At 71.7% G+C, this 22,002-nt stretch carries 19 protein-coding genes and 2 pseudogenes; 7 read left to right on the forward strand and 14 right to left on the reverse strand.

Annotated features, from left to right (window positions below; translation table 11 throughout):
- Positions 1-45: 45 nt before the first annotated feature.
- Both ACFYZQ_RS14880 and ACFYZQ_RS14885 read right to left on the reverse strand, forming a co-directional pair.
- Positions 46-1,317 (reverse strand): GAF domain-containing protein, encoded by a 1,272-nt coding sequence (locus ACFYZQ_RS14880; RefSeq protein WP_389147366.1) that lies wholly within the window; start codon positions 1,315-1,317, stop codon positions 46-48.
- 304 nt (positions 1,318-1,621) lie between these two features.
- Positions 1,622-3,259, reverse strand: a complete 1,638-nt coding sequence (locus tag ACFYZQ_RS14885; RefSeq protein ID WP_389146613.1) for an acyl-CoA dehydrogenase family protein — start codon at positions 3,257-3,259, stop codon at positions 1,622-1,624.
- 177 nt (positions 3,260-3,436) lie between these two features.
- Here ACFYZQ_RS14885 and ACFYZQ_RS14890 point away from each other — a divergent pair, with 177 nt between their 5' ends.
- Positions 3,437-4,591, forward strand: coding sequence for a YihY/virulence factor BrkB family protein (locus ACFYZQ_RS14890; protein WP_389146616.1), 1,155 nt, complete (start codon positions 3,437-3,439; stop codon positions 4,589-4,591).
- Positions 4,592-4,637: 46 nt separating this feature from the next.
- Positions 4,638-5,324: a helix-turn-helix domain-containing protein gene (locus tag ACFYZQ_RS14895; protein WP_389146619.1), complete on the forward strand. Its 687-nt coding sequence runs from the start codon at positions 4,638-4,640 to the stop codon at positions 5,322-5,324.
- On the opposite strand, the pseudogene ACFYZQ_RS14900 reads toward ACFYZQ_RS14895, so the two are convergent.
- Positions 5,307-5,708: pseudogene (locus ACFYZQ_RS14900) on the reverse strand (VOC family protein). The gene ACFYZQ_RS14895 and the pseudogene ACFYZQ_RS14900 sit on opposite strands and share 18 nt — an antisense overlap.
- Before the next feature lie 83 nt (positions 5,709-5,791).
- Complete coding sequence (locus tag ACFYZQ_RS14905) at positions 5,792-6,157, reverse strand: barstar family protein (RefSeq protein ID WP_389146622.1); 366 nt, start codon at positions 6,155-6,157, stop codon at positions 5,792-5,794.
- Between the two features lie 332 nt (positions 6,158-6,489).
- Here ACFYZQ_RS14905 and ACFYZQ_RS14910 point away from each other — a divergent pair, with 332 nt between their 5' ends.
- Both ACFYZQ_RS14910 and ACFYZQ_RS14915 read left to right on the forward strand, forming a co-directional pair.
- Entirely contained in the window at positions 6,490-7,353 is an 864-nt protein-coding gene (locus ACFYZQ_RS14910; protein WP_389146624.1) for an oxaloacetate decarboxylase, read from the forward strand.
- Positions 7,350-7,607 carry a hypothetical protein gene (locus tag ACFYZQ_RS14915; RefSeq protein ID WP_389146627.1) on the forward strand — a complete coding sequence of 86 codons (258 nt, stop codon included), beginning with the start codon at positions 7,350-7,352 and terminating at the stop codon, positions 7,605-7,607. Before ACFYZQ_RS14910 ends, ACFYZQ_RS14915 begins: the two co-directional genes overlap by 4 nt.
- Before the next feature lie 119 nt (positions 7,608-7,726).
- Here ACFYZQ_RS14915 and ACFYZQ_RS14920 read toward each other — a convergent pair whose 3' ends face one another.
- The 5 genes from ACFYZQ_RS14920 to ACFYZQ_RS14940 all read right to left on the reverse strand — a co-directional run bounded on the left by ACFYZQ_RS14920 (position 7,727) and on the right by ACFYZQ_RS14940 (position 12,772).
- Entirely contained in the window at positions 7,727-8,650 is a 924-nt protein-coding gene (locus tag ACFYZQ_RS14920; protein WP_389146630.1) for a PhzF family phenazine biosynthesis protein, read from the reverse strand.
- A 108-nt stretch (positions 8,651-8,758) separates the two neighbouring features.
- Positions 8,759-9,136 carry an HGxxPAAW family protein gene (locus ACFYZQ_RS14925; protein ID WP_389146633.1) on the reverse strand — a complete coding sequence of 126 codons (378 nt, stop codon included), beginning with the start codon at positions 9,134-9,136 and terminating at the stop codon, positions 8,759-8,761.
- A gap of 251 nt (positions 9,137-9,387) precedes the next feature.
- The gene (locus ACFYZQ_RS14930; RefSeq protein ID WP_389146636.1) at positions 9,388-9,825 is read right to left on the reverse strand and encodes a winged helix-turn-helix transcriptional regulator; all 438 of its coding nucleotides are present in this window, start codon (positions 9,823-9,825) and stop codon (positions 9,388-9,390) included.
- A 91-nt stretch (positions 9,826-9,916) separates the two neighbouring features.
- The gene (locus ACFYZQ_RS14935) at positions 9,917-11,497 is read right to left on the reverse strand and encodes an MFS transporter (protein ID WP_389146639.1); all 1,581 of its coding nucleotides are present in this window, start codon (positions 11,495-11,497) and stop codon (positions 9,917-9,919) included.
- Between the two features lie 72 nt (positions 11,498-11,569).
- Positions 11,570-12,772 carry an Acg family FMN-binding oxidoreductase gene (locus tag ACFYZQ_RS14940; RefSeq protein ID WP_389146642.1) on the reverse strand — a complete coding sequence of 401 codons (1,203 nt, stop codon included), beginning with the start codon at positions 12,770-12,772 and terminating at the stop codon, positions 11,570-11,572.
- 153 nt (positions 12,773-12,925) lie between these two features.
- Between ACFYZQ_RS14940 and ACFYZQ_RS14945 the strand changes: the two genes are divergently transcribed.
- Both ACFYZQ_RS14945 and ACFYZQ_RS14950 read left to right on the forward strand, forming a co-directional pair.
- Positions 12,926-15,163 carry a LuxR C-terminal-related transcriptional regulator gene (locus ACFYZQ_RS14945; protein ID WP_389146645.1) on the forward strand — a complete coding sequence of 746 codons (2,238 nt, stop codon included), beginning with the start codon at positions 12,926-12,928 and terminating at the stop codon, positions 15,161-15,163.
- A gap of 67 nt (positions 15,164-15,230) precedes the next feature.
- Entirely contained in the window at positions 15,231-15,446 is a 216-nt protein-coding gene (locus tag ACFYZQ_RS14950; protein ID WP_389146648.1) for a hypothetical protein, read from the forward strand.
- Positions 15,447-15,468: 22 nt separating this feature from the next.
- On the opposite strand, the gene ACFYZQ_RS14955 is transcribed toward ACFYZQ_RS14950, so the two are convergent.
- Positions 15,469-16,599, reverse strand: a complete 1,131-nt coding sequence (locus ACFYZQ_RS14955; protein WP_389146651.1) for an FAD-dependent oxidoreductase — start codon at positions 16,597-16,599, stop codon at positions 15,469-15,471.
- Between the two features lie 124 nt (positions 16,600-16,723).
- Here ACFYZQ_RS14955 and ACFYZQ_RS14960 point away from each other — a divergent pair.
- Positions 16,724-17,074, forward strand: a pseudogene (locus tag ACFYZQ_RS14960) (TetR/AcrR family transcriptional regulator); the annotation flags it as partial.
- A gap of 300 nt (positions 17,075-17,374) precedes the next feature.
- Here ACFYZQ_RS14960 and ACFYZQ_RS14965 read toward each other — a convergent pair.
- The 4 genes from ACFYZQ_RS14965 to ACFYZQ_RS14980 all read right to left on the reverse strand — a co-directional run bounded on the left by ACFYZQ_RS14965 (position 17,375) and on the right by ACFYZQ_RS14980 (position 21,992).
- Positions 17,375-18,424 carry a LacI family DNA-binding transcriptional regulator gene (locus ACFYZQ_RS14965; protein WP_389147369.1) on the reverse strand — a complete coding sequence of 350 codons (1,050 nt, stop codon included), beginning with the start codon at positions 18,422-18,424 and terminating at the stop codon, positions 17,375-17,377.
- 138 nt (positions 18,425-18,562) lie between these two features.
- On the reverse strand, positions 18,563-20,212 hold the full coding sequence (locus ACFYZQ_RS14970) for a family 43 glycosylhydrolase (protein WP_389146654.1): 1,650 nt from the start codon (positions 20,210-20,212) through the stop codon (positions 18,563-18,565).
- Positions 20,209-21,108, reverse strand: a complete 900-nt coding sequence (locus tag ACFYZQ_RS14975) for a carbohydrate ABC transporter permease (RefSeq protein ID WP_389146657.1) — start codon at positions 21,106-21,108, stop codon at positions 20,209-20,211. The genes ACFYZQ_RS14970 and ACFYZQ_RS14975 overlap by 4 nt, the downstream gene beginning before the upstream one ends.
- Positions 21,108-21,992, reverse strand: coding sequence for a carbohydrate ABC transporter permease (locus ACFYZQ_RS14980; protein ID WP_389146660.1), 885 nt, complete (start codon positions 21,990-21,992; stop codon positions 21,108-21,110). The genes ACFYZQ_RS14975 and ACFYZQ_RS14980 overlap by 1 nt, the downstream gene beginning before the upstream one ends.
- Positions 21,993-22,002: the final 10 nt, after the last annotated feature.

Raw genomic sequence — 22,002 nt, forward strand, 5'->3', positions numbered from 1 at the left:
CGGATACGCCAAATACGGTAGGATCCACCGCCATTCAAGGGCCATTCAGGGCGTGAGCGGCGAAGTCCGGCTCCCGATCACGGCCGGCGCCGTCGAGTGGGGCAGCAGTGCGAACGGGTCCTCGGGCAGCAGCACCTCGACCTCCGCCTCCTCGCAGAAACGATACGGCCGGTGCTGCAGGAACGCCCCCAGGTACCGCCGCACCCGTGACATCTCGGCCCGTACCGTCACCGTGCGGGACGGGTCCCCGAACAGGTCCGCGGCCAGTCCCGCGGCGCTGCGCCCGGTGCGGTGCAGGGCCAGCAGGTACAGCAACTCGGCATGCCGGGGGCTCAGTTCCCGCGACCAGGAACCCGCCTGGCCGGAGACCGTCACCGTCCAGTGCCGCGCCCGGGTGAGGTCCAGCACGATCCGGGCGGCGCCGGGCGGCGGCTGGTCGGCGGCGCGCACCAGCCAGCCGTCGCCCAGCGGCTCCACCGTGCACAGGCCGAGCGCGGGCAGCCACCGCCGGCCCGCCGACAGCGCCGAGGGCAGCCCGACCCGCGGGCTGTACGGCAGCCCCGTGACCGCGGCGGTCCACCCGTCCCGGTCCACCACCACCGCCCGCCCGCCGACCCGGGCCAGCGCCGGCGCCGCCTCGGCGCGCAGGCGCTCCAGCGAGGTCAGGTGCAGCTCCCTCAGCCGCGCCTCGGCGAGTTTGGCCACCGAGTCCACCCAGGCCAGCGTCGCGGGGTGCATCGTCTCCAGCGGACCGCTGATGTCCACCACGCCGAGCAGCCGGCCGTCGCGGGGGTCGGTGACCGGGGCGCCGGCGCAGGTCCACGAGGTGTGCGAGCGCACGAAGTGCTCCCCGGCGAAGACCTGCACGGGCCGGCGCACCACCACCGTGGTGCCGACGCCGTTGGTGCCGACGACGTCCTCCCGCCAGTCCGCGCCCTCCTCCAGACCGAGACCGTCGGCCTTGCGCAGCACGGCCGCACTGCCCTCCCGCCACAGCACCCGGCCTTCGGCGTCGGTCACCACCATGATGTGCCGGGCGACGTCGGCGACCGTCAACAGCCCCTGCCGCAGCACCGGCAGCACGTGCCGCAGCGCCGACTCCTCCCGCCTGCGCAGCACTTCCTCCGGAGCCAGCAGTACGCTGCGGGAACCGTGGTCGGGATCCAGCCCGCCGCGCAGCATGCGACCCCAGGACTGCTCGATCACCGGTCGCGGCGACAGCGGCGTGCGCCGCCCGGAAAGCGCGGCCGCGCGCACCTCGCCCAGGACCCGCGCCGCTCGCGACACGTCCATGGCGGCGAGTCGCGCCACGGTCATCGACGAGTCGGCCACGGAAGTCCTCCCGGAAAGCTGTGCGACGTGCTGCGGGCAAGCGGTTGCCAGGCGGTCCGGACGGCGCTTTCCGGCCCGACCGCCCGTCCCATGGTGCCCGTTGGTACACAGCGGAGGGACACAGTCCGCGCACAGACCCCGACAAGTTGCAACCCCTTGCAACCCTGGTGGCCGGACCCGGCGGTGGCCGAAACTTGAGCAGCGCCGCCCTGATGGCGCCGTGGCCCGCAAGGGCCGTGAGCGGGAGTGGTGCCGTGTCGGCGCAGCACCACTCCCGCATCAGCCGCCCTCAGGAGACCGGACGGGCCCGCTCCACCACGGCGGCCAGATTCAGCCCGTTCGGCAGCGTGCCGAAGGCCGCGCCCCAGTCGCCGCCCAGCCGGGAGGCGCAGAACGCGTCGGCGACCTCCGGTGGCGCGAACCGCACCAGCAGCGACCCCTGCAGTACCAGCGCCAGCCGCTCCACGAGCCGCCGCGCGCGCCCCTCCACGCCCTCCAGCTCGCCGAGTTCGACCAGCAGGTTCTTCACCGCCCCGTCCAGCCGGTGGTCGGCACCACGCGCCCGGCCCACCTCGACCAGAAAGGCGTCCAGCGCCCCCGGTTCGCGTTGCAGCGCCCGCAGCACGTCCAGCGCCTGTACGTTGCCCGCCCCCTCCCAGATGGAGTTGAGCGGCGACTCGCGCACCAGCCGGGGCATGCCCCACTCCTCGACGTAGCCGTTGCCGCCCAGGCACTCGGCGGCCTCCACCACCACCGGCGTACACCGCTTGGTCACCCAGTACTTGGCGGCCGGCACCGCCAGCCGCAGCAACGCCCGCTCCGGCTCGCTCGCGTCGTCGTAGGCGGCGGCGAGCCGTATCGCCAGCGCGGTAGCGGCCTCCGACTCCAGCGCGAGGTCGGCGAGGACGTTGCGCATCAGCGGCTTGTCGATCAGCTTGCCGCCGAAGGCCTCCCGGTGGGTGCAGTGGTGCACGGCCTGCGCCACCGCCTGCCGCATCAGCCCCGCCGAGCCGAGCACACAGTCGAGCCGGGTCGCGGCGACCATCTCGATGATGGTCCGCACCCCCCGCCCCTCCTCGCCGACGCGGCGCGCCCAGGTCCCGTCGAACTCCACCTCGCTGGAGGCGTTCGACCGGTTGCCCAGCTTGTCCTTGAGCCGCTGGATGAGAAAGACGTTGCGGGTGCCGTCCTCGAGGACCCGGGGCACCAGGAAGCAGGTCAGCCCGCCCGGTGCTTGAGCGAGCACCAGGAACCCGTCCGACATCGGCGCCGAACAGAACCACTTGTGCCCGGTCAGCGAGTAGGTGCCGTCCTCGGCGAGCGGGGTCGCGACGGTGCTGTTCGCCCGTACGTCGCTGCCGCCCTGCTTCTCGGTCATGCCCATCCCGAAGACCACCCCGGCCTTGAGGTGGGCGGGTCTGAGCTCCCGCTCGTAGATCGTGGACGTCAGCCGGGGCTCCCACTCGGCGGCGAGCCCGGGATCGGTGCGCAGCGCGGGCACCGCCGCGTGGGTCATGGACAGCGGGCAGCCGTTGCCCGCCTCGACCTGGGACCAGATCAGAAACCCGGCCGCCCGCCGCACGTGCCCGGCGGGGCGCACCCAGGCGGTGGTCAGTCCCGCGGAGACGCCCTTGCCGAGCAGCCGGTGCCAGGCCGGATGGAACTCGACCTCGTCGACACGGTGCCCGTAGCGGTCGTGGGTACGCAGTCTGGGCGGGTTCTCGTTGGCCAGTACCGCCCATTCCTGTACCTGCGCCGAACCCGAGGTCCTGCCGAGCCCGGACAGTTCGTCGCGGACCTCGTCGACGAGGCCCGGGTCGGTGTGCCGTTCGACCGCCTCGCTCAGCGCCCGGTCGGTGGTGAAGAGGTCATGTCCGACCAGCGGCGGTGGCTGGTTCGTCACGGAGTGCGTGCTGGTGCCTGCCATGTCAGCGAACCTACCCGGGGCGACGGCGGTGATGGCCCCAGAGTGACACAGTCACGGCCGCCGGGCGCACCGGAGCCCCGAACCCGACGGGCTCCCGGGCCCGCCCCCGGGTCCCGCCTGCCGCGAGGCGCCGCCCGCGAGGTGAGAGGGGTCCGTCCCGGCGGATACCGTTAGGGCGTGCAGCCAGCAAGTGAACCCATCGAGCGGCCCGGCGGACGGCTCCACCGGGCCAGAGTCCTCTACCGGAACGTCTCCAAGCGCAGGACCGCCTGGCTGCTGCTCAAGGACACCGTCAACTCGTGCATGGAGTACCGCATCCTGGGCCTGGCGGCCGAGGCGGCGTTCTTCACGCTGCTGTCCGTGCCGCCGCTGCTGCTGAGCCTGATCGGGCTGCTCGGCTACGTGGACGCCTGGACCGGCGCCGACACCATCCAGTCCCTGGAGAACAACCTCCTGGAGGCCTCCCGGACCGTGCTGTCCGACAAGGGCGTCAAGGAGATCGCCGAGCCTATCCTGCACGACGTGATGAAGGGCGGCCGCCCGGACGTCATCTCCATCGGCTTCCTCTTCGCCCTGTGGTCGGGCTCGCGTGCGGTGAACGTCTTCATCGACACCATCACCGTGATGTACGGCCTCGACGGCGTCCGGGGCATCGTGAAGACCCGGATCATGGCCTTTCTGCTCTTCATCGTGGCGCTGCTGATCGGCTCGGTGGCGCTGCCGCTGATGGTGGCGGGGCCTGACGCCGTGGTGGGGATCGTGCCCTGGTCGGAGACGCTGGTGCAGGTCCTGTACTGGCCGGTGGTGATCGTCCTCTCGATCGCCTTCCTCACCACGCTCTACCACGTCTCGGTGCCCGTGCGCTCCCCGTGGATCGAGGACGTGCCCGGCGCCCTGGTCGCCCTGGCCATGTGGGTGCTGGGCAGCTTCCTGCTGCGCATCTACCTCACCAGCACGATCGAGGGCGCCACGATCTACGGCTCCCTCGCCGCCTCCGTCGCGGTGCTGCTGTGGATCGGTGTGTCCGCGTTCGCCGTGCTCGTCGGCGCTGCGGTCAACGCGGCCATCGACCGGGTCTGGCCGGCCGCCGCCACGGCCGCCGCCCGCGCCGCCCAGGAGCGGCTGCGCGAGGTCCAGGTCGCCGAGTACGTCGCCCGGGCCGCCGCAGCCCTCGAGAGCGACCCCGACGACCCCGACATGCCGTCCGAGTTCCCCGAGCGCTGGTCGCGCTTCCTGCCCCCGGAGGACGTGACGGCACGGTTGCGCGCGCATGTGAGGAGCCAGCACAACGCCCACAAGACGGCAGGGGAGACCGGCCCGCCCGAGAAGTGACCCGGGTGCCCCGGCCCGGCGGCGTCCGCGGCGTAGCCTGGCGCACGTGTACCAGGAACGGGCGTCCCGGCTGACCGGAGCGGTGGTGTGGCGCCGCTCCCTGGAGGACCGCGCCGTGCGGCCCGTGCTGCCGGACGGCTGCATGGACCTGCTGTGGAACGAGGGACGCCTGCTGGTCGCGGGCCCCGACACGCACGCGTACGTCCCGGGCGGCCGGCCGCGCCGCTGGGCGGGCGTCCGGTTCCACCCGGGCACCGCGCCCGCTCTGCTCGGCGTACCGGCGTACGAACTGCGCGACCTGCGCGTGGAGCTGGCCGACCTGTGGCCCGCCGACCGGGTACGGCGCCTGAGCGCCCGCGTCGACGCCGCGCCCGATCCCGCGTGGGCCCTGGAGGACATCGCGCTGGAGCGGGCGGCCGAGGCGGGCCCGCCCGATCCCCTGCTCGGGCGGCTGGTCACGGCGCTGGACGCGGGCCGCCCGGTCGCCGCCACGGCCGACGGACTCGGCCTGGGCGCCCGCCAGTTGCACCGCCGCTGCCTGAGCGCCTTCGGCTACGGCCCCAAGACGCTGGCCCGGGTGCTGCGGCTGCGCCGGGCGCTCGCCCTCGTCCGCGCCGGGGTGCCGTTCGCCGAGTCGGCGGTGCGGGCCGGGTACGCCGACCAGCCGCACCTGGCCCGGGAGGTACGGGACCTGGCGGGGACGACGCTCCGAGAGCTACTGGGCCGCGGGTAGCGGGGCGAACAGGTCGACGCCGTTGCCGTCGGGGTCGTGCACGGTGGCGTACCGCTGCCCCCAGAAGGCGTCCCACGGCTTGAGCTCGCCGTGGTACCCGGCCCCGACCAGGTCCTCGTACACGGCGTCGACCTCGGCCGGCGTCGCGCACCGGAAGGCGAGCGCGACCCGGCCCCCGTCGGCCGGCGGCCGCCAGCCCGGGTGGAAGGAGCGGACGGTGTCCTCGGTGTCCAGGGCGAGGGTCAGCCCACCGGGCAACTAGGCCTCGACGTGCGGCTGATCCTCGGCGCCGTCGGGGAAGACCAGACCGAGACGGCGATAGAACGCGAGCGAGGCGGCCAGATCGGAGGCCACCACGCCGAGCACTGCGAAACGTGGAGTCATGCGACCACCGTAGGCAGGATCCGGCCGGCCGGTCTTGAACGAATCGGACACCCGCGGGCCGACGGCCGGCCGCCGGAGTCGGTTCACGCGCGGCGGCTGCTGTCGAGCGCCTCCGCGCCGTTCCACATCACCGCCATGGCACCCACCGGCTCGAAGGCGATGTCCGGGTCGTCGCTCTGGACGAGGGCCATGATGCGGTGCCCGAAGAGCGCGGCACCGCGGGCGCGGTCCGCGACGATGTCCAGGACCACCTGTGCCGCTCGCGGCTGAGCCCGCGTGAAGCGGTCGTAGCGGGTGAGGACGAGGACGAGGCCGGTCGCCTCCCGGGTGGTCCCGCACTCGTACGCCTCGACGTCGCGCAGGCAGTCGTTGAGCGCGTCGAGGTTGCGGCCGTGGTGGCCGGGGAAGTCCAGGGCCGCCGCGACATCCCGGTGCAGGTCCGCTTCCATGGTCCGGCGTCCGGGCGACGGTCCGGTAGCCGTGGTCGTGCGGTCACGCGGTGGTCTCGTCCAGCAGCCGCCGACGCCGGAACAGGGTGACGAAGGTGTTCGCCATCAGGCTCAGGGCGAGGTCGTCGGAGAGCGGCGTCGGAGTCGAAGACAGCCACTGCGGGATCGCGTGACGTTTCTGCGGTGAACCCGTTGCTCCATCCGAGTGAGTAAAGCCCGTCCATAGGCAATGCCACGCAAATATCAAGAGATGCTCTTGCCTTAGTAAAGGGATGTCGCGACGCGGCGCCGCGCCGGCAGCCGCGCCACCCACCCACACGAGGAGCCGGACCTTGACTCACGGGAAGAAGCTGCGCGAGCGGATCGCCGGGCCGGGGACCACCCCACTGATCGGCGTGTACGACATGTACTCGGCGTCGATCGCCGCCGAGCACTACGACGGGATGTTCGTCTCGGGCTTCGGTTTCGCGGCCTCGTACTACGGGCTGCCGGACATCGGGTTCATCGCCTGGCCGGACATGCTCGCGTTCGTCCAGCGGCTGCGGGGCGCGTTCCCGCACCACCACCTGCTGGTGGACATCGACGACGGGTACGTCGACGCGGAGGTCGCCTGTCACGTGGTCGAGGGCCTGGAGCGGATCGGCGCCTCCGGTGTGATCCTCGAGGACCAGAAGCGGCCCCGCCGTTGCGGGCACGCCGACGGCAAGCAGGTGCTGCCGCTGGAGGAGTACCTGGAGAAGCTGGAGAAGGTCCTCGCCACCCGCCAGGACCTCGTGGTGGTGGCCCGGACGGACGCCACCGACGAGCACGACATCCTGCACCGGGCCGAGCGGCTGGCCGCCACCGACGCCGACGTCGTCCTGGTCGACGGGGTGCGCAGCGTGGCGTGGATCCGCAGGATCCGCGAGGTCGTCGGCGACAAGCCGCTGCTGTTCAACCAGATCGCCGGCGGCAAGTCACCGCGCCTGTCGCTGAGCGAGCTCTCCGATCTGGGCGTCGACGTCGCGATCTACAGCACCCCGTGCCTGTTCGCCGCGCACGAGGCGATGGACTCCGCACTCGCGGGTCTGAAGGCGGCCGACGGACGGCTGCCCGAGGTGGACCCCGCCCGAGGGGTCGGTGTCAGGGCCGCCACCCGTCTGCTGGAGCGGAACATCGCCCGCCACCGGCCGGCCCCCGAGGGTGTGGGCGTGTGAGCCGCACGGTACCCCGCCTCCGCAAGGCCATGGCACTGGCGGTGGCCCTCCTCGGGGCCGCCGCCCCGCCCGCCGCCGCGAACGGGGGTCTGATCACCGTCATCGACAACTCGCACGCCGACTCGATCCTCGAGGTCGACCGCACCGGCAACGTCTCCACCGGCAGCGGCACCGCCGGCAGCGACCACGACGGCAGCGCCGTCGACCTGATGGAGGCCATCGTCGGCGCCGGCCACCACGCCGGCCACGACTGAGCGGCCCACGGCAGACGACGACCGGGCACCCCGTGCGGGAGGTGCCCGGCCGTCTCGCTCGAAAGAGCAGTTCGCCCGACGGGTAGCCGTGACCGAGGGTCCTGCGAGGGTGCGTGCGGTCAGGGCGCGTCGGGAAGTCGGCTGGGCTTGAAGGGGACGTCACCGTCCGGGCCGGCCGGTGCGCAGGGCGACTCCGCGAGGCGCCCTGCCGCGACGAACGCCACATCGCCGCCCACCGTGACGGAGTGGATGTCCCGTCCTTCGCCATGGGCGCTGATCGCCATCTGACTGGGGCGGCCGGTGAAGCGGCCTTGGTGCAGAGTGACAGTCTCTCCGTTCCCGATGCGGTCGTGGCGGCGCAGGTACGCGGCGGCGCAGCCGGCTCCACTACCGGTGGCCACGTCTTCGAGGACGCCGTCGTTGTTCCAGTGACGTCCTTCCAGGGCGGCGGCGTTGAGCAGGTAGGCGAACTGGGCGCCGACCGCAGCGAGGGGCCCTTCGAGGTCCCGCGTGATCCGGGCACGTTCCAACGCATCGCCGCGTACGGGGATCATCAGGTAACGCAAGCCCGTGGAGAGCACCTCCGGAGGCAGGTCCGGGTCCAGGTCGTCGGCGTCCAAGGAAAACCAGGAGGCCAGTGCGGGGATGTGGGGGCGTTCGAGGAATTCGGCAAGGCCCTGGTCCAGCACGCCGGTGTACCGGCCCACCGCGCGGCGCCGGGTGGTGACGCTGACCGTTCTGGCCTTCAGCCGCAGGTGCCAGATCTCGGTGGCATCGCCACCGTGCAGAGCGTGCAGGACGCAGGCCGCCCCGATGAGAGGGTGGCCGGCGAAGTCGAGTTCCTCGGCAACGTCGAACACTCGCGCACGCCAGGTCCGGTCACTGGATCCTTCCCGGGCCAGAAAGACCGATTCGAAGTGGCGCATTTCCTGGGTAATGCGCGCCATTTGACTTCCACTGAGGTCTGTCGAATCGGGAAACACCGTCAGGCTGTTGCCGCTATAAGGCTGGGCGCTGAAGACATCAACATGAAAATAGCGCATGTTTCGGACAGTACGGCCTTTCGTGAACTGAAGGAACCGACAGGTGCGGCAGCAGAGGCGGTCGGAGTGCCCGCCGCGAGCGCCCGAAGGCTCTGCGCCCCGCGTGCCCTAGCTGTGCAGGCTCTGGCGCGGCGGCGAGGTGGCCGCTGTGGACGTCGGCTCTGCGAGCCTCGCGACCGCCTCGACCCGTCTCCCAGCCATGCGGCACCCGAGGCAGTCCGGGTGTCCCTGCCGGGCGCCGAGGTCCTTCACCCGCCAGTCCCACTGGTCGGCCGGGCGCGGGCCGCTGGGCTTCCCCCAGCCTGCCAGGTGGAGAAGCCAGGTGATGGCGGCGGCCAGGGCGATCACTGCCGTACCGGAGATGATCAACGCCGCGGAAACAGCGATCACTCCGAGACCTGCGACGCAGAAGCCGGCCAGCGCGACGGCTGTCCCGGTCCAGCCGGCCACCGTATGACCCAGGTCCACGTTTTCGTGTGCGCTCATGTTCTCTCCCTCAAAGGGTTCAGCGAGTCAGGTTGTTGTTGGCGTGGCACCGCGCCTAGCGGATCGCGTCGGATGGCCGGACACTGCTTCTTTCTCCTCCGGGAATTCGGCCTGGAGACGCGGTGCGATGCTTCTCGGAAATCTCCGAGTTGTGCACAGCGGTTGGGAAACGACGTCGGACCAGAGGGATGTCACCGTCGCCGATCCGTCGGTTCGCAGGGCGCACGCACCCCGGTGGTCACGGCGAGGCGCTATCGGCCGTGGCCGTCCTGCGCGGCCTGCTGCTCCGAGGCCCCCCGGTCACGTTGCGAAGAACGAGCTTCCCCCGAGGCGTTCGCGGGGAGATGGTCCTCTGCCCAAACTGTCAGGGCGGCCAGGGGGATGAGGAGCGCCTTGCCGTGGGAGGCGAGCGTGTAGGAGGTGCTCGTGGGTGTGCCCGGGTGGGCGGTTCGGGCCACCAGGCCGAGGGCGGTCATCTCCCGCAGGCGCCGGGTGAGCAGGCCGTCGCTGAGGCCGGGGACGCGCTCGCGAATCAGGTGGAGGTCGGCCGGCCCCTTGGCGAGGGCCGTGATGATGAGCCCGGTGCCGCGTGTGCCGAGGAGAGCGAAGGCGCGGTTGAGGGCTTGCAGGGGCTCCGGCAGTCGGGGAGGGCCGGGTCGGTGATGCGTCTCTGTGCGCAGCGAAGTCACGTCGGTTCCCTTCTCGGTACGGCGCGAGGGACAGATCGTGGTCGCTCGCGCCGCGCGTCGTGGTGGATGTGTCCGGCAGGTCGGATGGTGGCTACGTCGTCGCCTTCGCCGTGTCGCGGTCCGTGCCGTCGGTCTGCGTCTGGACGGCGACCTTGCCCGCATTGCCGGTCCGGCGCAGCAGGAGGGTGACGACGACGGCGGCCAGGACGGTGGTTCCGGCGCCGCTGATGAGTGCGAGGTGCATCCCGGAGGCGAAGGCGTCGCGGGCCCGTTCGATCAGTGCGGGGTTGCCCGTGGCGTGGCCTATGTGGTTGGCGGCGGCGAGGGAGGAGCGTGCCGCGTGCGCGACCGGGGCGGGGAGCCCGCTGGTGTCGAGCTCGTCGCGGTACTGGGCGCTCATGAGGCTGCCGAGGACGGCGATGCCCAGGGCGCCGCCGAGTTCGCGTGACAGGTCGTTCACGGCGGACCCCACGTTCTGCAGACGGGGCGGCAGGGCGTCGGTGATCGCCGCGGTGGCCGGCGTCGTGGCCAGACCCATGCCGGCACCGAGCGGCAGGAGCCCGCCGACGACCAGCCAGTACGAACTGCCGGCGTCGAGCTGGGCCAGCACGACCAGGCCGGTGGTGACCAGGAGGAGGCCGGCGGTCCAGGGGGCCCGGGCACCTCGCCGGGCGACCAGGCGCGGGCTGAGACGGGCACTGGGGATCATCGCCGCGGACATCGGCAGCACGCTCACCGCGGCCATCAGGGCGCTGTCACCCCGTACCAGCTGGAGGTACTGCATGGTGACGAAGATGAACCCGAAGAACGCGAAGAACTGCAGAGTGGTCGAGATCGATCCGGCCGCGAACGCCTTGTGGCGGAACAGCCGCGGATCGAGCAGGGGGTGTGGGTGCCTCAGCTCCCAGGCGACGAAGACGACCAGTAGAGCGAGCCCGAGGGCCATGCCCGCCAGGGTGCGCGTGCTGCCCCAACCGTGCTCGGGCGCCTCGATGACCGAGTAGACCAGCACCCCCAGTCCCGCCACCGTGAGAATCGCTCCGACCACGTCCACACGCTGCCGGCCCGGTTCCGCGGACTCCGGCACGAAGACGTGGGTGCCGACGAACGCCAGCCCGGCCATCACGGTGTTCAGCCAGAACACCGATCGCCACGACCACACCTCGAGCAGCGCCCCGGAGGCGAAAAGACCCAGTGCGGCACTGGCGCCCGCGACCGCCGCCCAGATGCTGATGGCACGCGCCTGCTGGGTGCGGGGAAACGTGCTGGTGATCGTGGACAGCGTGGCGGGCATGACGAATGCGGCGGCCACACCGAGCACCGCACGAAGGGCGATCAGGACGCCCGGCTCGGTCGTGAAGGTCGCGGCGAGCGATACTCCCGCGAACAGCCCGACGCCGCCGAGCAATGCCCTGCGACGGCCGAATCGGTCGCCGAGGGTCGCGGCGAGCAGCAGGAGCGAGGCGAAGATCAGGCTGTAGGCATCGATGATCCAGGACAGCTGGGTCTGGTTGGCGTGCGTCTCCCGGGCGATGTCGGGCAACGCCACGCTCAGCGATGCCATGGCCGATACGACGGTCGCCAGGGCCAGGCAGGTCACGGCCAGAACGGCACCGGGGCGCAGTGCGCGCACCGGTCCGGCGGCCGGGTCCGAAACGGGGGAACCGGGCATGGGAATCTCCTTTGAACGAAACTGGGAACTGATGGACGGGCGGCTCGTGGGACGCATGGGCCCCCGAAGGGGTCAGCCCGTCACGACGTCGTCGAGGCTGCGGCGCGGGCTGAGGCCCGGCGTGCGCTCGGGGTGACCGATGCGGAAGGACAGCAGGCCGGTCGAGGCGGGGCGGCCGAGCAGGGCGGCCCAGCGGGCGGAGAAGACATCGGGGTTGCCGGCCGCGTGGTCGCGGTCGATGCGCTCGGTGATCTGGTTCATGTGGTGCAGGCCGAGGCCGAGAGTGGTCGCGGTGAGGTGCATCCGGGCCAGTAGCCGTCCGCCGTTGACCTGGGCGGTTCTTTCGGCGACGTCGTCGACCGTGATGACGCCGTAGGCGGTGGCGGTCGCGGTGTGCACCTCGCGGGTGGCCTTGACCCAGTAGGCGTCGCCGTCCTTGCGGGACTGCGCCGGCAGCAGTTTCGCGGCGAACAGGGTCAGTCCGCCGAGTCCCTGACCGTCGAGGGTGAGGCCGTCGCGGTGCTTGTCGATGCTGCTGCGCGAGCTGCGGAACCAGGTGAACGCCTCGGTCGACTGGGCGGTGTCCGCGGTGATCGCCTCGGTGGCCTCGACGTAGAGCCGGCCCAACTGCTCACGCACCGCCTTGTCGGTGATCCACAGCATGCTCGCGCCGTTGACGCGGGAGCTCTGCTCGGTGAAGCCGCTGAGGTCTACGGGCGCGGATGTGTACGGGCCGCGGTTGGTGTGCCGGTGCGGGATCGCGGCGGCGAGGTCGCGGTCCTGCCCGTCGCCGCCGTCGCTCAGCACGATCCGCGCGACGTGGTCGGAGGCGGTGCCGTCCGGAAACAGGGTTGCTTTCGCGGTGAATCCGGCCGGTCCGGCGGCGATCACCATGTTCTCGACGGCGCAGCCGAGCCCGGCGAAGTGTTCGCGGCCGCCGGCGTCATTGAGCGGCATGCGCCGGCTGGGGTCGGAGTGGACGTCGATGGTGTCTCCGTCGACGGCGATGCGCCAGGGCTGGGTGTTGTGCGGGTTGCATGCCAGGACGCCGCCGGCGACCACCCGCTCGACGCCGGACATCGAAGTCCAGTCGTGCCAGAGGCCGTACGGATCACCGGCCCCGGCGCTGAAGGCGCCGTTGGTGGCGGCCCGCAGTCCGCCGACGCCCAAGCCGAGGCCGGCGACCGAGCCGATGCCGAGGCCGGCCAGCTTCAGCGCGTCCCTGCGGGTCATGGCCAGCTCTGGGGGTTCGTCTGTGACGGTGTTCGTGGCCATTGCGTCTCTCCTGTCGCGCGGCCCCGGGTTGTGGCAGGACAATCGCGTCGGACAGGGTGCTGGCGCACCACCCCGCCCCAAGATGTACCCGGGGTGGTGGAGCTGGCAGAATCGGCGTCGGGTTGCGGTGCCGGGCCGCAGGTCAGGAGTGTCGTGACGTCGGACATACGCACGCGGCCACTGCTGGCCGTGAAGCAGTCGGTCCCACCGGCCCGGGCCGGCGCGGTCCCGCGCGAACGCCTGCGGCGGCAGTTGCGTCTGGCCGAGACCCGGCTGACCGTGGTGGTGGCGCCCGCCGGTTGGGGCAAGACGAGTCTGCTCAGCGGTTGGGCGGCGGACCCCGAGGAAAAGCGCCGCATCGCGTGGGTCTCGCTCGACGAGAGCGACGACGAACCCGTCCGGTTCTGGAGCTACGTGCTCACCGCGCTGCACAACGCCGGCGACGCGATCAGCACGGGCCCGCTGCAGGCATTGGACGCGGCGGACGTCTCCCCGGTCGACCTCGCGCTGCCGATGCTGCTGAACGAGCTGGCCGCATCAGAGGTGCCGCACGTACTCGTGCTCGACGACTACCACCTGCTCACCGACCCGCAGATCCACGAGGCGGTCGAATACCTCGTGGCCTATCTGCCCGCCTCACTGCGGATCGTGATCGCCGCGCGCACGGACCCGCCGCTGCCGCTCGCGCGGCTGCGGGCCCGTGGCGACCTGACCGAGCTGCGGGCGGCGCAGCTGCGGTTCTCGCCGGACGAGGCGGCGGCCCTGGTGTCGGCGGTGTCGGGGCACGACCTCGACGAGGCGACGGCAGCAGCCGTGTGGGAACGGACCGAGGGGTGGGCGGCAGGGTTGCAGCTGGCTGCCCTCGCACTGCGCGCGAACCCGGCGAAGGCCCGCGCCGATGACCGGCATCTGCTGGACTACTTCGCGGCCGAGGTGCTGCCGGGCCTCGCGCCGAGCCATCGCGACCTGCTCGTCAGGGCAGCACCGCTCGAACGGCTCTCCGGTCCGCTGTGCGACGCCGCACTGCAGGTGACCGGATCAGCCGAGGTGTTGTCCGATCTGGTGAGGGCGGACCTCTTCGTTGCCGCCCTGGACGACGAACGGCAGTGGTACCGGTGCCATCACCTGCTCCGTGAAGTCCTGGCTCGCGAGGCCACCACGGACCCGCGGGAGGTGCTCGGTCATGCCGCGGCCTGGTTCGCCGACCAGGACCGCATCGACGACGCGGTGCACCACCTGCTGCGCGCCGGCCGCGACGACGAGGCCGCGGAGCTGATGCTGCGCAACGCGGAGACCTGGTTCTTCCCACGCGGGGCCGCGGCGACCTACCTGCAGTTCGGCGAGCGGCTGCCCATCCGCGCGGTGGGCCCCGCACTGGCGTTCTCACTGGCCTACACGGCGGCGCTCTGCGGCGACCAGGACCGGGTGAACCGCTGGCTGGACGTCTGCGAGGCAGGTGGTGCCCCCGACATCGCCGTCCCCGGCTGGCACAGCTTCCGCAGCGCCGTGCTCTGCGTGCGTGCGGGCTTCGGCATGCCGGATGCCGAGGCCGCGCACTCCGTCGCCATGGTGCAGCAGGCACTGCACGAGGAAACCGAATCAGGCGCAGCCGGGCATCCGACCGTACGGGCGGCACTGGGAGCCATGCTGGCCCGCGACGGCCGTTTCGACGAGGCCGCCTCACTGCTGCTCCACCTGTGGTCGTCACCGACCCATCGGAAGGCGTGGCCGCCGTCGCTGATGCTTCAGGGCGCCGGCACGCTGACGATCAGCCTCGTCGAAGCCGGCCGCGGCGAGGACTGCGACCGGGTCCTGCGCGAGGCCGCTGTGCTCGCCGACGCCGTCGAGCGCGACGGGCGGGAGACCAGTACGCCGGGACTGGCCCCGCTGCGCATCGCCCAGGCCAGGCGCAGTTACCAGAACGCCGACATGGAGACGGCCGCCGCCGGGCTGCGCCGCGCCGTCGCCCTCGCCGAACTGCACCCGCGGCCGACCGTGCTCTTCCTGGGCCTGCTGTACCTCGCCGACGCCGAACTCGCCCGCGGGGACCGGCCCGCCGCCCGCGCCGCACTGGCGCGAGCCCGTGAGGTGGTGGACGAGGAGCCGGTGAGCGCGTACGCGAAGCGCCGGCTCGAGGAGAGCGAGGCGCGGTTGGGCCGGGCCGGCGCCCGCACCGCCGTACGCTCCGGTGTTCTCGCGGAGGAACTGACCGATCGCGAGTTGTCGATCCTGCGGGCGCTGCAGGGGCCGGCGACCCAGCGGGAGATCGGGGCAGCCCTGTTCCTGTCCATCAACACGGTCAAGGCGTACAACAAGAGCCTCTACCGCAAGCTCGGCGTCGCCTCCCGGCACGACGCCGTCACGACCGCACGCGAACTCGGCTTGATCTGACCCCACCCCGGGTGCTTGTCCGGGGCGGGTGGTGCGCTGCCGTTCGGGCCGCGTGTTCCCTGTACGCATGGCCCCTCCCCGTTACGAGCTGACGTTGCGTGGACCGATCTCCCGCACGCTGCTGGACTTGATCCGGACCAGGTTCGACCAGGTGTCGACGCCCGGCGCGGACGGCACCGTGCTGGTCGTCGACAACGTCGACCAGGCGTCGGTCCGCGCGCTGCTGACTTTGCTCTGGGACACCGGCCACGACGTACTGGCCTTCGAAGAGACGGCGACCTGAGGGGCCCCGGACAACGGTTGCCCTACCGGTAGTTGAGCTCGGCGAGTTCGGTGGCGAGCTTCCGGGGCATGGCCGTGTGGCCGAGCAGGGGAAGTGCGATGTTGCGCGCCCCGCGAGCCATCGCGTTGCGCGTGGTGGCCAGGCGGGTCATCCGGTGCGTGAAGGCGACCACCCGCTGTGCGACGCGGCGGCGTTGCGCCTCGTAGCCGTCGAGCTGCCCGCCGGCGAACGCCCGGCCGAGGGCATGACCGTCCTGGATGCCGGTGTTCATGCCCTGACCGCCGGCGGGGCTGTGCACATGGGCGGCGTCGCCCGCCAGCAGCAGGCGCCCGGCCCGGTAGCGGTCGGCGACCCGGTGGTGCACCCGGAACCGCGACGACCACGCCAGTCCGGTGACCTCGGCCTGGCCGGGTGCCCGGTCGTCGAGCAGACGCTGGACGAAGTCGATGTCCGGTGTGACGGGCGCGTCGTCCACGGTGGCGACGACCCGGTAGTGACCGCCGGGGAGCGGGGCGACGACGGTGAGTCCCGCGGTGCCGAAGGTGAGCGAGACCTCGATGGGGCCGGGGGCCCAGTCCATCGTGACGTCGGCGAGCACGAAGGACTCGGCGTAGGCGTTGCCGGTGAACCCGATACCCGCCGCTTCCCGCACGGTGCTGTGCATACCGTCCGCCCCCACGGCGTATGCGGCACGCAGCGTCTCTCCGCTGCTCATGGTGAGCGTCACACCCTCCTCGTCCTGCACGACGGAAGCGACCTCGTAGGGGCGGTGCACGCCACCGCCGAGCGCGCGCAGCCGGTCCAGCAGCACGCTCTCGGTCTCGTACTGGGGAACCATCAGCGTGTACGGGTGGGGCGTGGGCAGCCGGTCGAACGGCACGGTCAGCAGCCGACGGGAGCCGTCGCGGACGGCGAACCGGGTGACCGGAACGCCTCGCGCGATCAGCTCCTCGGAGGCGCCCAGCTCGTCCAGGACCTCCAGGGTCCGGGCGTGGACGACAGCGGCGCGCGAGGTGTTCGCGCCCTCGGCCAGTCGGTCCAGGACGACGAAGTCGACGCCGGCGGACGCGAGCGTGACGGCGAGCGCGAGCCCGGTCGGGCCGCCGCCCACGATGGCGACCTCCGTACGGTCAGGGAGTGCGGTGGTGTTCATGGCGGGGTCCCCTTCTGAGCCGGTGAATGACCAACGCCTGCCAACATTTGTTGGCCAACGTTCGTTGACATGATGCGCCGCTCCACACTGGAAAGTCAACATGCGTTGGCCTACAGTCGTTGGCATGACTCAGGGCGTCGAGACCAGCACCACCGACGGGCGTTCGGGTCGCACCAAGGCCGCGATCCTGCGCGCCGCACGCGAACGATTCGCAGCCCAGGGCTACGAGCGCACCACCATCCGAGCCGTGGCCTCGGACGCAGGCATCGACCCGCCCATGGTCATGCGCCACTTCGGCAGCAAGGCACAGTTGTTCGACGCGACACTCGCCATCGACCTGCGACTGCCGGACCTCACGGGCGTCCCGGCGGGCGAGCTCGCCCAGGCCCTGGTACGGCACTTCCTCGAACGCTGGGAGGGCGACCCGGTCGACGACGCACCGCAGGTCCTGCTGCGTTCGGCGGTCACCGATGAACAGGCCGCGGCGCGGACGCACGAGATCCTCGCGGCGCAGGTCGCAGACGTCGGACGAGATCGAAGGCGGCCTCGCCCCGGCCGTCCAGGCCGTCGTCAAGCCGCCCTTTCCCGGCGTCCCGTGAACGAGCCGCAGTTCGCCCGCCTGCTCATCGGGCAGTACCTGTCCGCGCTGGGCTACCGCGGGTCGTTCGCGGTCCGCTGCCGGGCGGGCCTCGAGGCCCGCCCGGATGGAACGGCTCCAGGTACGCCGGCCGGGGCCGGCCCCGTCACGGGGAACCGGCCCCGGCCGTACACGAGGTCACGAACGGGCGGACGGCGCCGCCGTGCTCTCCCGCAGCACCAGCCGTGTCGACAGCTCGGTGCGTGTCCCCTCCGGGCGCTCGCCGTGCATCATCCGCACCAGCAGTCTGAGGGCCGTCGCCGCCATCTCCGCCAGGGGCTGGCGGACCGTGGTCAGCGCCGGGGCGACCCAGCGGGACTCGGGCAGGTCGTCGAAGCCGACCACACTGATGTCGTCCGGCACCCGCAGACCCCGTTCGGCCAGCGCCGCGTACGCCCCGAGCGCCATCCGGTCCGAGCAGACGAACAGGGCCGTCGGCGGCTCGGGCAGGTCCAGCAGTTCGTGCGTGTGCAGCCGGGCGGTGGTCTCGTCGAAGCCCGCGTGACGAACGTACTCGGCACGCTGGCGCACCCCGGCCGACGCCAGCGCCGAGCGGTACCCCGCCACCCGCGCGCTGCTGCACATCGTGCGCCGGTGTCCCGCGATCACGGCGACGCGCTCATGGCCGAGCCCCAGCAGATGTTCGGTCGCCGTCACCCCGCCCTGCCAGTTCTGCGCCCCCACCGAGACGACACCGGGCGGGAGTTCGTGCACCGGGTCGATCATCACGTAGGGAATGCGGTGCTGGTCGAGCCAGGCGTACTGCGAAGCCGACAGCTCCGCCAGATTGAACAGCACCCCGGAGGAACCGCGCGCGATGAGCTTGTCCAGCCAGCCCCGCTCCGGGCGGCCGCCCCGGGTCCGGTTCAGCCCGGCGGAGACCACCACCTCCAGGCCCGCCTCGTGCGCCGCCTCCTCCACGCCGTGCAGCACCGCACCCGACCAGGAGTTGTCCAGCGAGTGCACCACGAGATCGACCAGGCCGGGCACCTTCGCCGCGTCGAAGCGGGGCCTGCGGACGTAGCCGAGCCGGTCCAGCGCCTCGGTGACCCGGCGGCGGGTCTCCGGCGCCACGTCCTCCCGGCCGTTGACCACCTTCGACGCGGTCGGCACCGACACTCCCGCCTCGCGGGCCACCACGGCCAGTGTCGGACCGGCCGCCACGCTCGCGCTCCCCGTACGGACCATCGCCGAACCCGCCTCCCCGGCCCGCCCGAGGGCCATCGAAAGTTGCGACCAACGCTGCTTCCGCGGCCCGAGCACCGACCGGGCAGAAAGCGCTTCCTACCATAGGTGCGCGTCAACACGGCGGGAAGACATGGGAATTCACGGGATCACAGCGGGCGGGACTTTCGAAACCTCGAACAGCGGAACCGGTCGGTCAGGTGTGCACGTGAGCCGGAACCCGGTGAAGTCCGCGGTGAAGGCGGCGTCGACCAGATCCACCGCGTGAATCGCGGCCGTCGCGCCCGTGAACCGCAGCCGGGAACCGTGGTCGTCGGACAGCCGGCCGAAGTCCAGAGCCGGACCGACCGGTACACGGCCGTCCCCGTCGACGTACCAGAACCTGGCCTCGGCACCGTCCACGGTCACCCCCAGGGTCAGCGGCGCGTCCGTCCCCACCTCCACCATCGCAACCCGCCGGGTGTCGTCCTCGTCCCGCGCGACCAGGCTGAGCACGGTGCGGCCCGCACCCCGCCACTGCTGTCCGCACTGCGCCTCGCCCTCGGGTTCCGCCCAGGTCAGGTCCAGCGCCAGGTAGGCCGCGGTGTTGTACCAGAGGAGCAGCCCCGCCGCCTGGGTGAAACCGGCCGGCCTCGCCTCGACGGTCACCTCGGCCTCCGCGCGGTGCTCGGTGATCCGCCGGGCGAGCAGACTGTGCGCCCACAGTGAGTCGGGCCCGTGCCGCCCGCGCAGCCGGATCCAGCCGGGACGGGACGTGGTGTCCGTCCACGTGGGGTCGGCGGGCGCGCGCAGGGTGAGCCAGGGGGCCTCTGGCCCACCGTGCTCGGCGGGAGCCTGCGGCCCACCGTCCTCGGCGGGGACCTCCGGCACGGTCACCTCCAGGGCCGGCTGCCACCCGCCGCGCCGCAGCCGGGGCCACCCGTCCTCGTCCCAGGCGACGGCCTGGATCGCGGTCTCCCGGCCCAGCGGGCAGCGCGGACCGTCCGGCGTCCGCAGCGGACGCGCCGTCAGATGGCTGAGGAACCACTCTCCGCCCGGGGTCTCGACCAACTCGGCGTGCCCCGCCTTCTGCAGCGGTCCCGCCGGTTCGTCCCGTGCCGTCAGCAGCGGCCGGTCGTCGAGCTCGTACGGGCCGGTCAGCGTCCGGGAGCGGGCCACCCGCACTCCGTGCTCGAACCCCGTGCCGCCCTCCGCCAGCACCAGGACGTACCAGCCGTCCCGCTTCAGCAGCTTCGGCCCCTCGATCAGGCGGTCGTGCCGCAGCAGCAGGTGCGTGCGGCCGACGGGGGAGAGGCTGTCGCGGTCCAGCTCCACGGCCACGATCCCGGCGAAGCGCCGCCCGCCGGGACGGTGGTCGTTCTGCAGGTTGAGCAGCCAGAGGCGGCCCTCCTCGTGGTACAGGGCGGGGTCGAAACCGTGGCTGGGCAGCCGGCGCGGGGCGCTCCACTCCCCGGTGAGCTCGGTGGCCGTACTGACGTACGTGTCCAGGTCGAAGTACGGAGTGCCGACCGAACGCACCACGGAGTACACCACCCAGAACCGCTCACCGTCCCAGCTGAGCGAGGGCGCCCAGATCCCCCCGGAGTCCGGGACCCCGGCCAGCGAACCGCCCGGGGCCGCGCCCTCGACCTGGCCCGCGTACTCCCAGTGGGCGAGGTCCCGTGAGCGGTACAGCGGGATCGTGGGGAACCACTCGAACGAACTGGTCGCCAGGCAGTACCAGTCGCCCGCCCTGACCAGCGAGGGATCCGGGGCGAAACCGCGGATCACCGGATTGCGCAGCACGGTCACTTCAGGGCCCCCAGCGTGACCCCGGTCCGCCAGTAGCGGCGCATCGCGACCATCATGACCGCCATCGGCACGATCGACAGCAGGGCCCCGGTGAGCACCAGGCTCGTCAGGTCGACGCCGGACTCCAGGCGCTTGCCGGTCCAGTTGTACAGACCCAGGTTCAGGGTCCAGTTCTTCTCGCCGCGCAGCACGGTCAGGGGCAGGAAGAAGGCGTTCCAGGTGTTGACGAAGGCGAGCAGGAACACGGTCGCGCCGCCCGTGGTCATCATCCGCAGCACGATCTGGAAGAAGATCCGCAGCTCGCCCGCCCCGTCGATACGGGCCGCCTCCAGCAGCTCGAAGGGGACCGTCGCCTCGGTGTACACCTTGGCCAGGTACACGCTGAACGGATTGACCAGGCAGGGGATCAGCATCGCCCACGGCGTGTCCACAAGGCCGATCTTCGAGAACAGCAGATACAGGGGCAGGGTCAACAGCGCGATCGGGACCAGGAACGACCCGACGACGCACGCGAACACCGCACCCCGGCCCGGGAAGTCGAACCGGGCCAGCCCGTAGCCGGTGGCCAGCGCGATCAGCGTGCCGCCGAGGGAGCCCACGCCGGCGTAGAGGAACGAGTTGGCCGTCCAGCGCAGGAAGATGCCGTCCTCGTAGGTGAAGAGCTGGTGCAGGTTCTCCCACAGGTGCATGCCGGAGAACCACAGCCCGTTGCTCTGGTACAGCCCCGTACGGTCCTTGGTGGCGGCCACCAGCAGCCACCACACCGGGAACAGGCTGTAGGCGCAGGCCAGGACCAGTCCGGCCAGCAGGAAACGCTGCCCGCCGCGCGAGCGCGAGGCCCGGTCGGGAACGGCGATCCGGCGGACCGCGCGCGGGCGGTTTTCGGTCATCAGCATCAGTCGGCCTCCCTCGAGGTCAGCCGGTAGAAGAGGAAGGAGGCGACACCGAGGATCAGCGCCAGCAGTACCGAGAGCGCCGCCGCGTAGTGGTAGTTGCCCGCGTTGAACGCCTGGTTGTAGATGACCATGATCGGCGTGAAGCTGTCGCCGACCGTCTGCGGTGTGACGTTGCGGAACAGCGCGGGCTCGTTGAAGATCTGCAGCATCTGGATGATCGACAGCATGCCGGTCAGTACCAGCGCGCCCCGCACGTACGGCACCTTGATGCTCAGCGCGATCCGCGGCTCGGAGGCGCCGTCCAGCCGGGCCGCCTCGAACAGCTCGCGCGGCACGCCCTGCAGCGCCGAGTAGATGATCACCATGTTGTAGCCGATGCCGTGCCAGGTCAGCAGGTTGCCGATGGACGGCCAGACCATCGAGGGCGCGAAGAAGTTCCAGGACAGCCCGATCGCATGGCCGAGCGGGGTCAGCGGACCCACGTCGGGGCTGTAGAGGTTGATCCACACGACGGCCGCGACCACCCCGGGGATCATGTACGGCACCAGCAGCAGGATCCGGAACCGGCTCGCCACCCGCGAGGAGAGCGCGTCCAGGAACAGCGCCAGTACCAGGCTGACCAGCAGCATCACCGGGATCTGCACGAGGGCGAAGAGCATCACCCGCAGCACGGAGTTCAGGAACGCCGAATCGGCCAGGCCCTCCCGGTAGTTGGCGAGACCCGAGAACTCCTCCGTGGCGCCGCCGAGCCCGAGCCCGGACTGGTGCTCGCGGTAGAGCGACTGGTACACCGCGTACCCGATCGGGATCAGGTAGACGAAGACGAAGCCGAGCTGGAAGGGCACCGTGAACGCGGCGCCCTTCCAGCGCTGGGAGCGGACCATCGGACGCCGC

Source organism: Streptomyces sp. NPDC001843 (genome assembly GCF_042891955.1).
Taxonomy (GTDB): Bacteria; Actinomycetota; Actinomycetes; order Streptomycetales; family Streptomycetaceae; genus Streptomyces.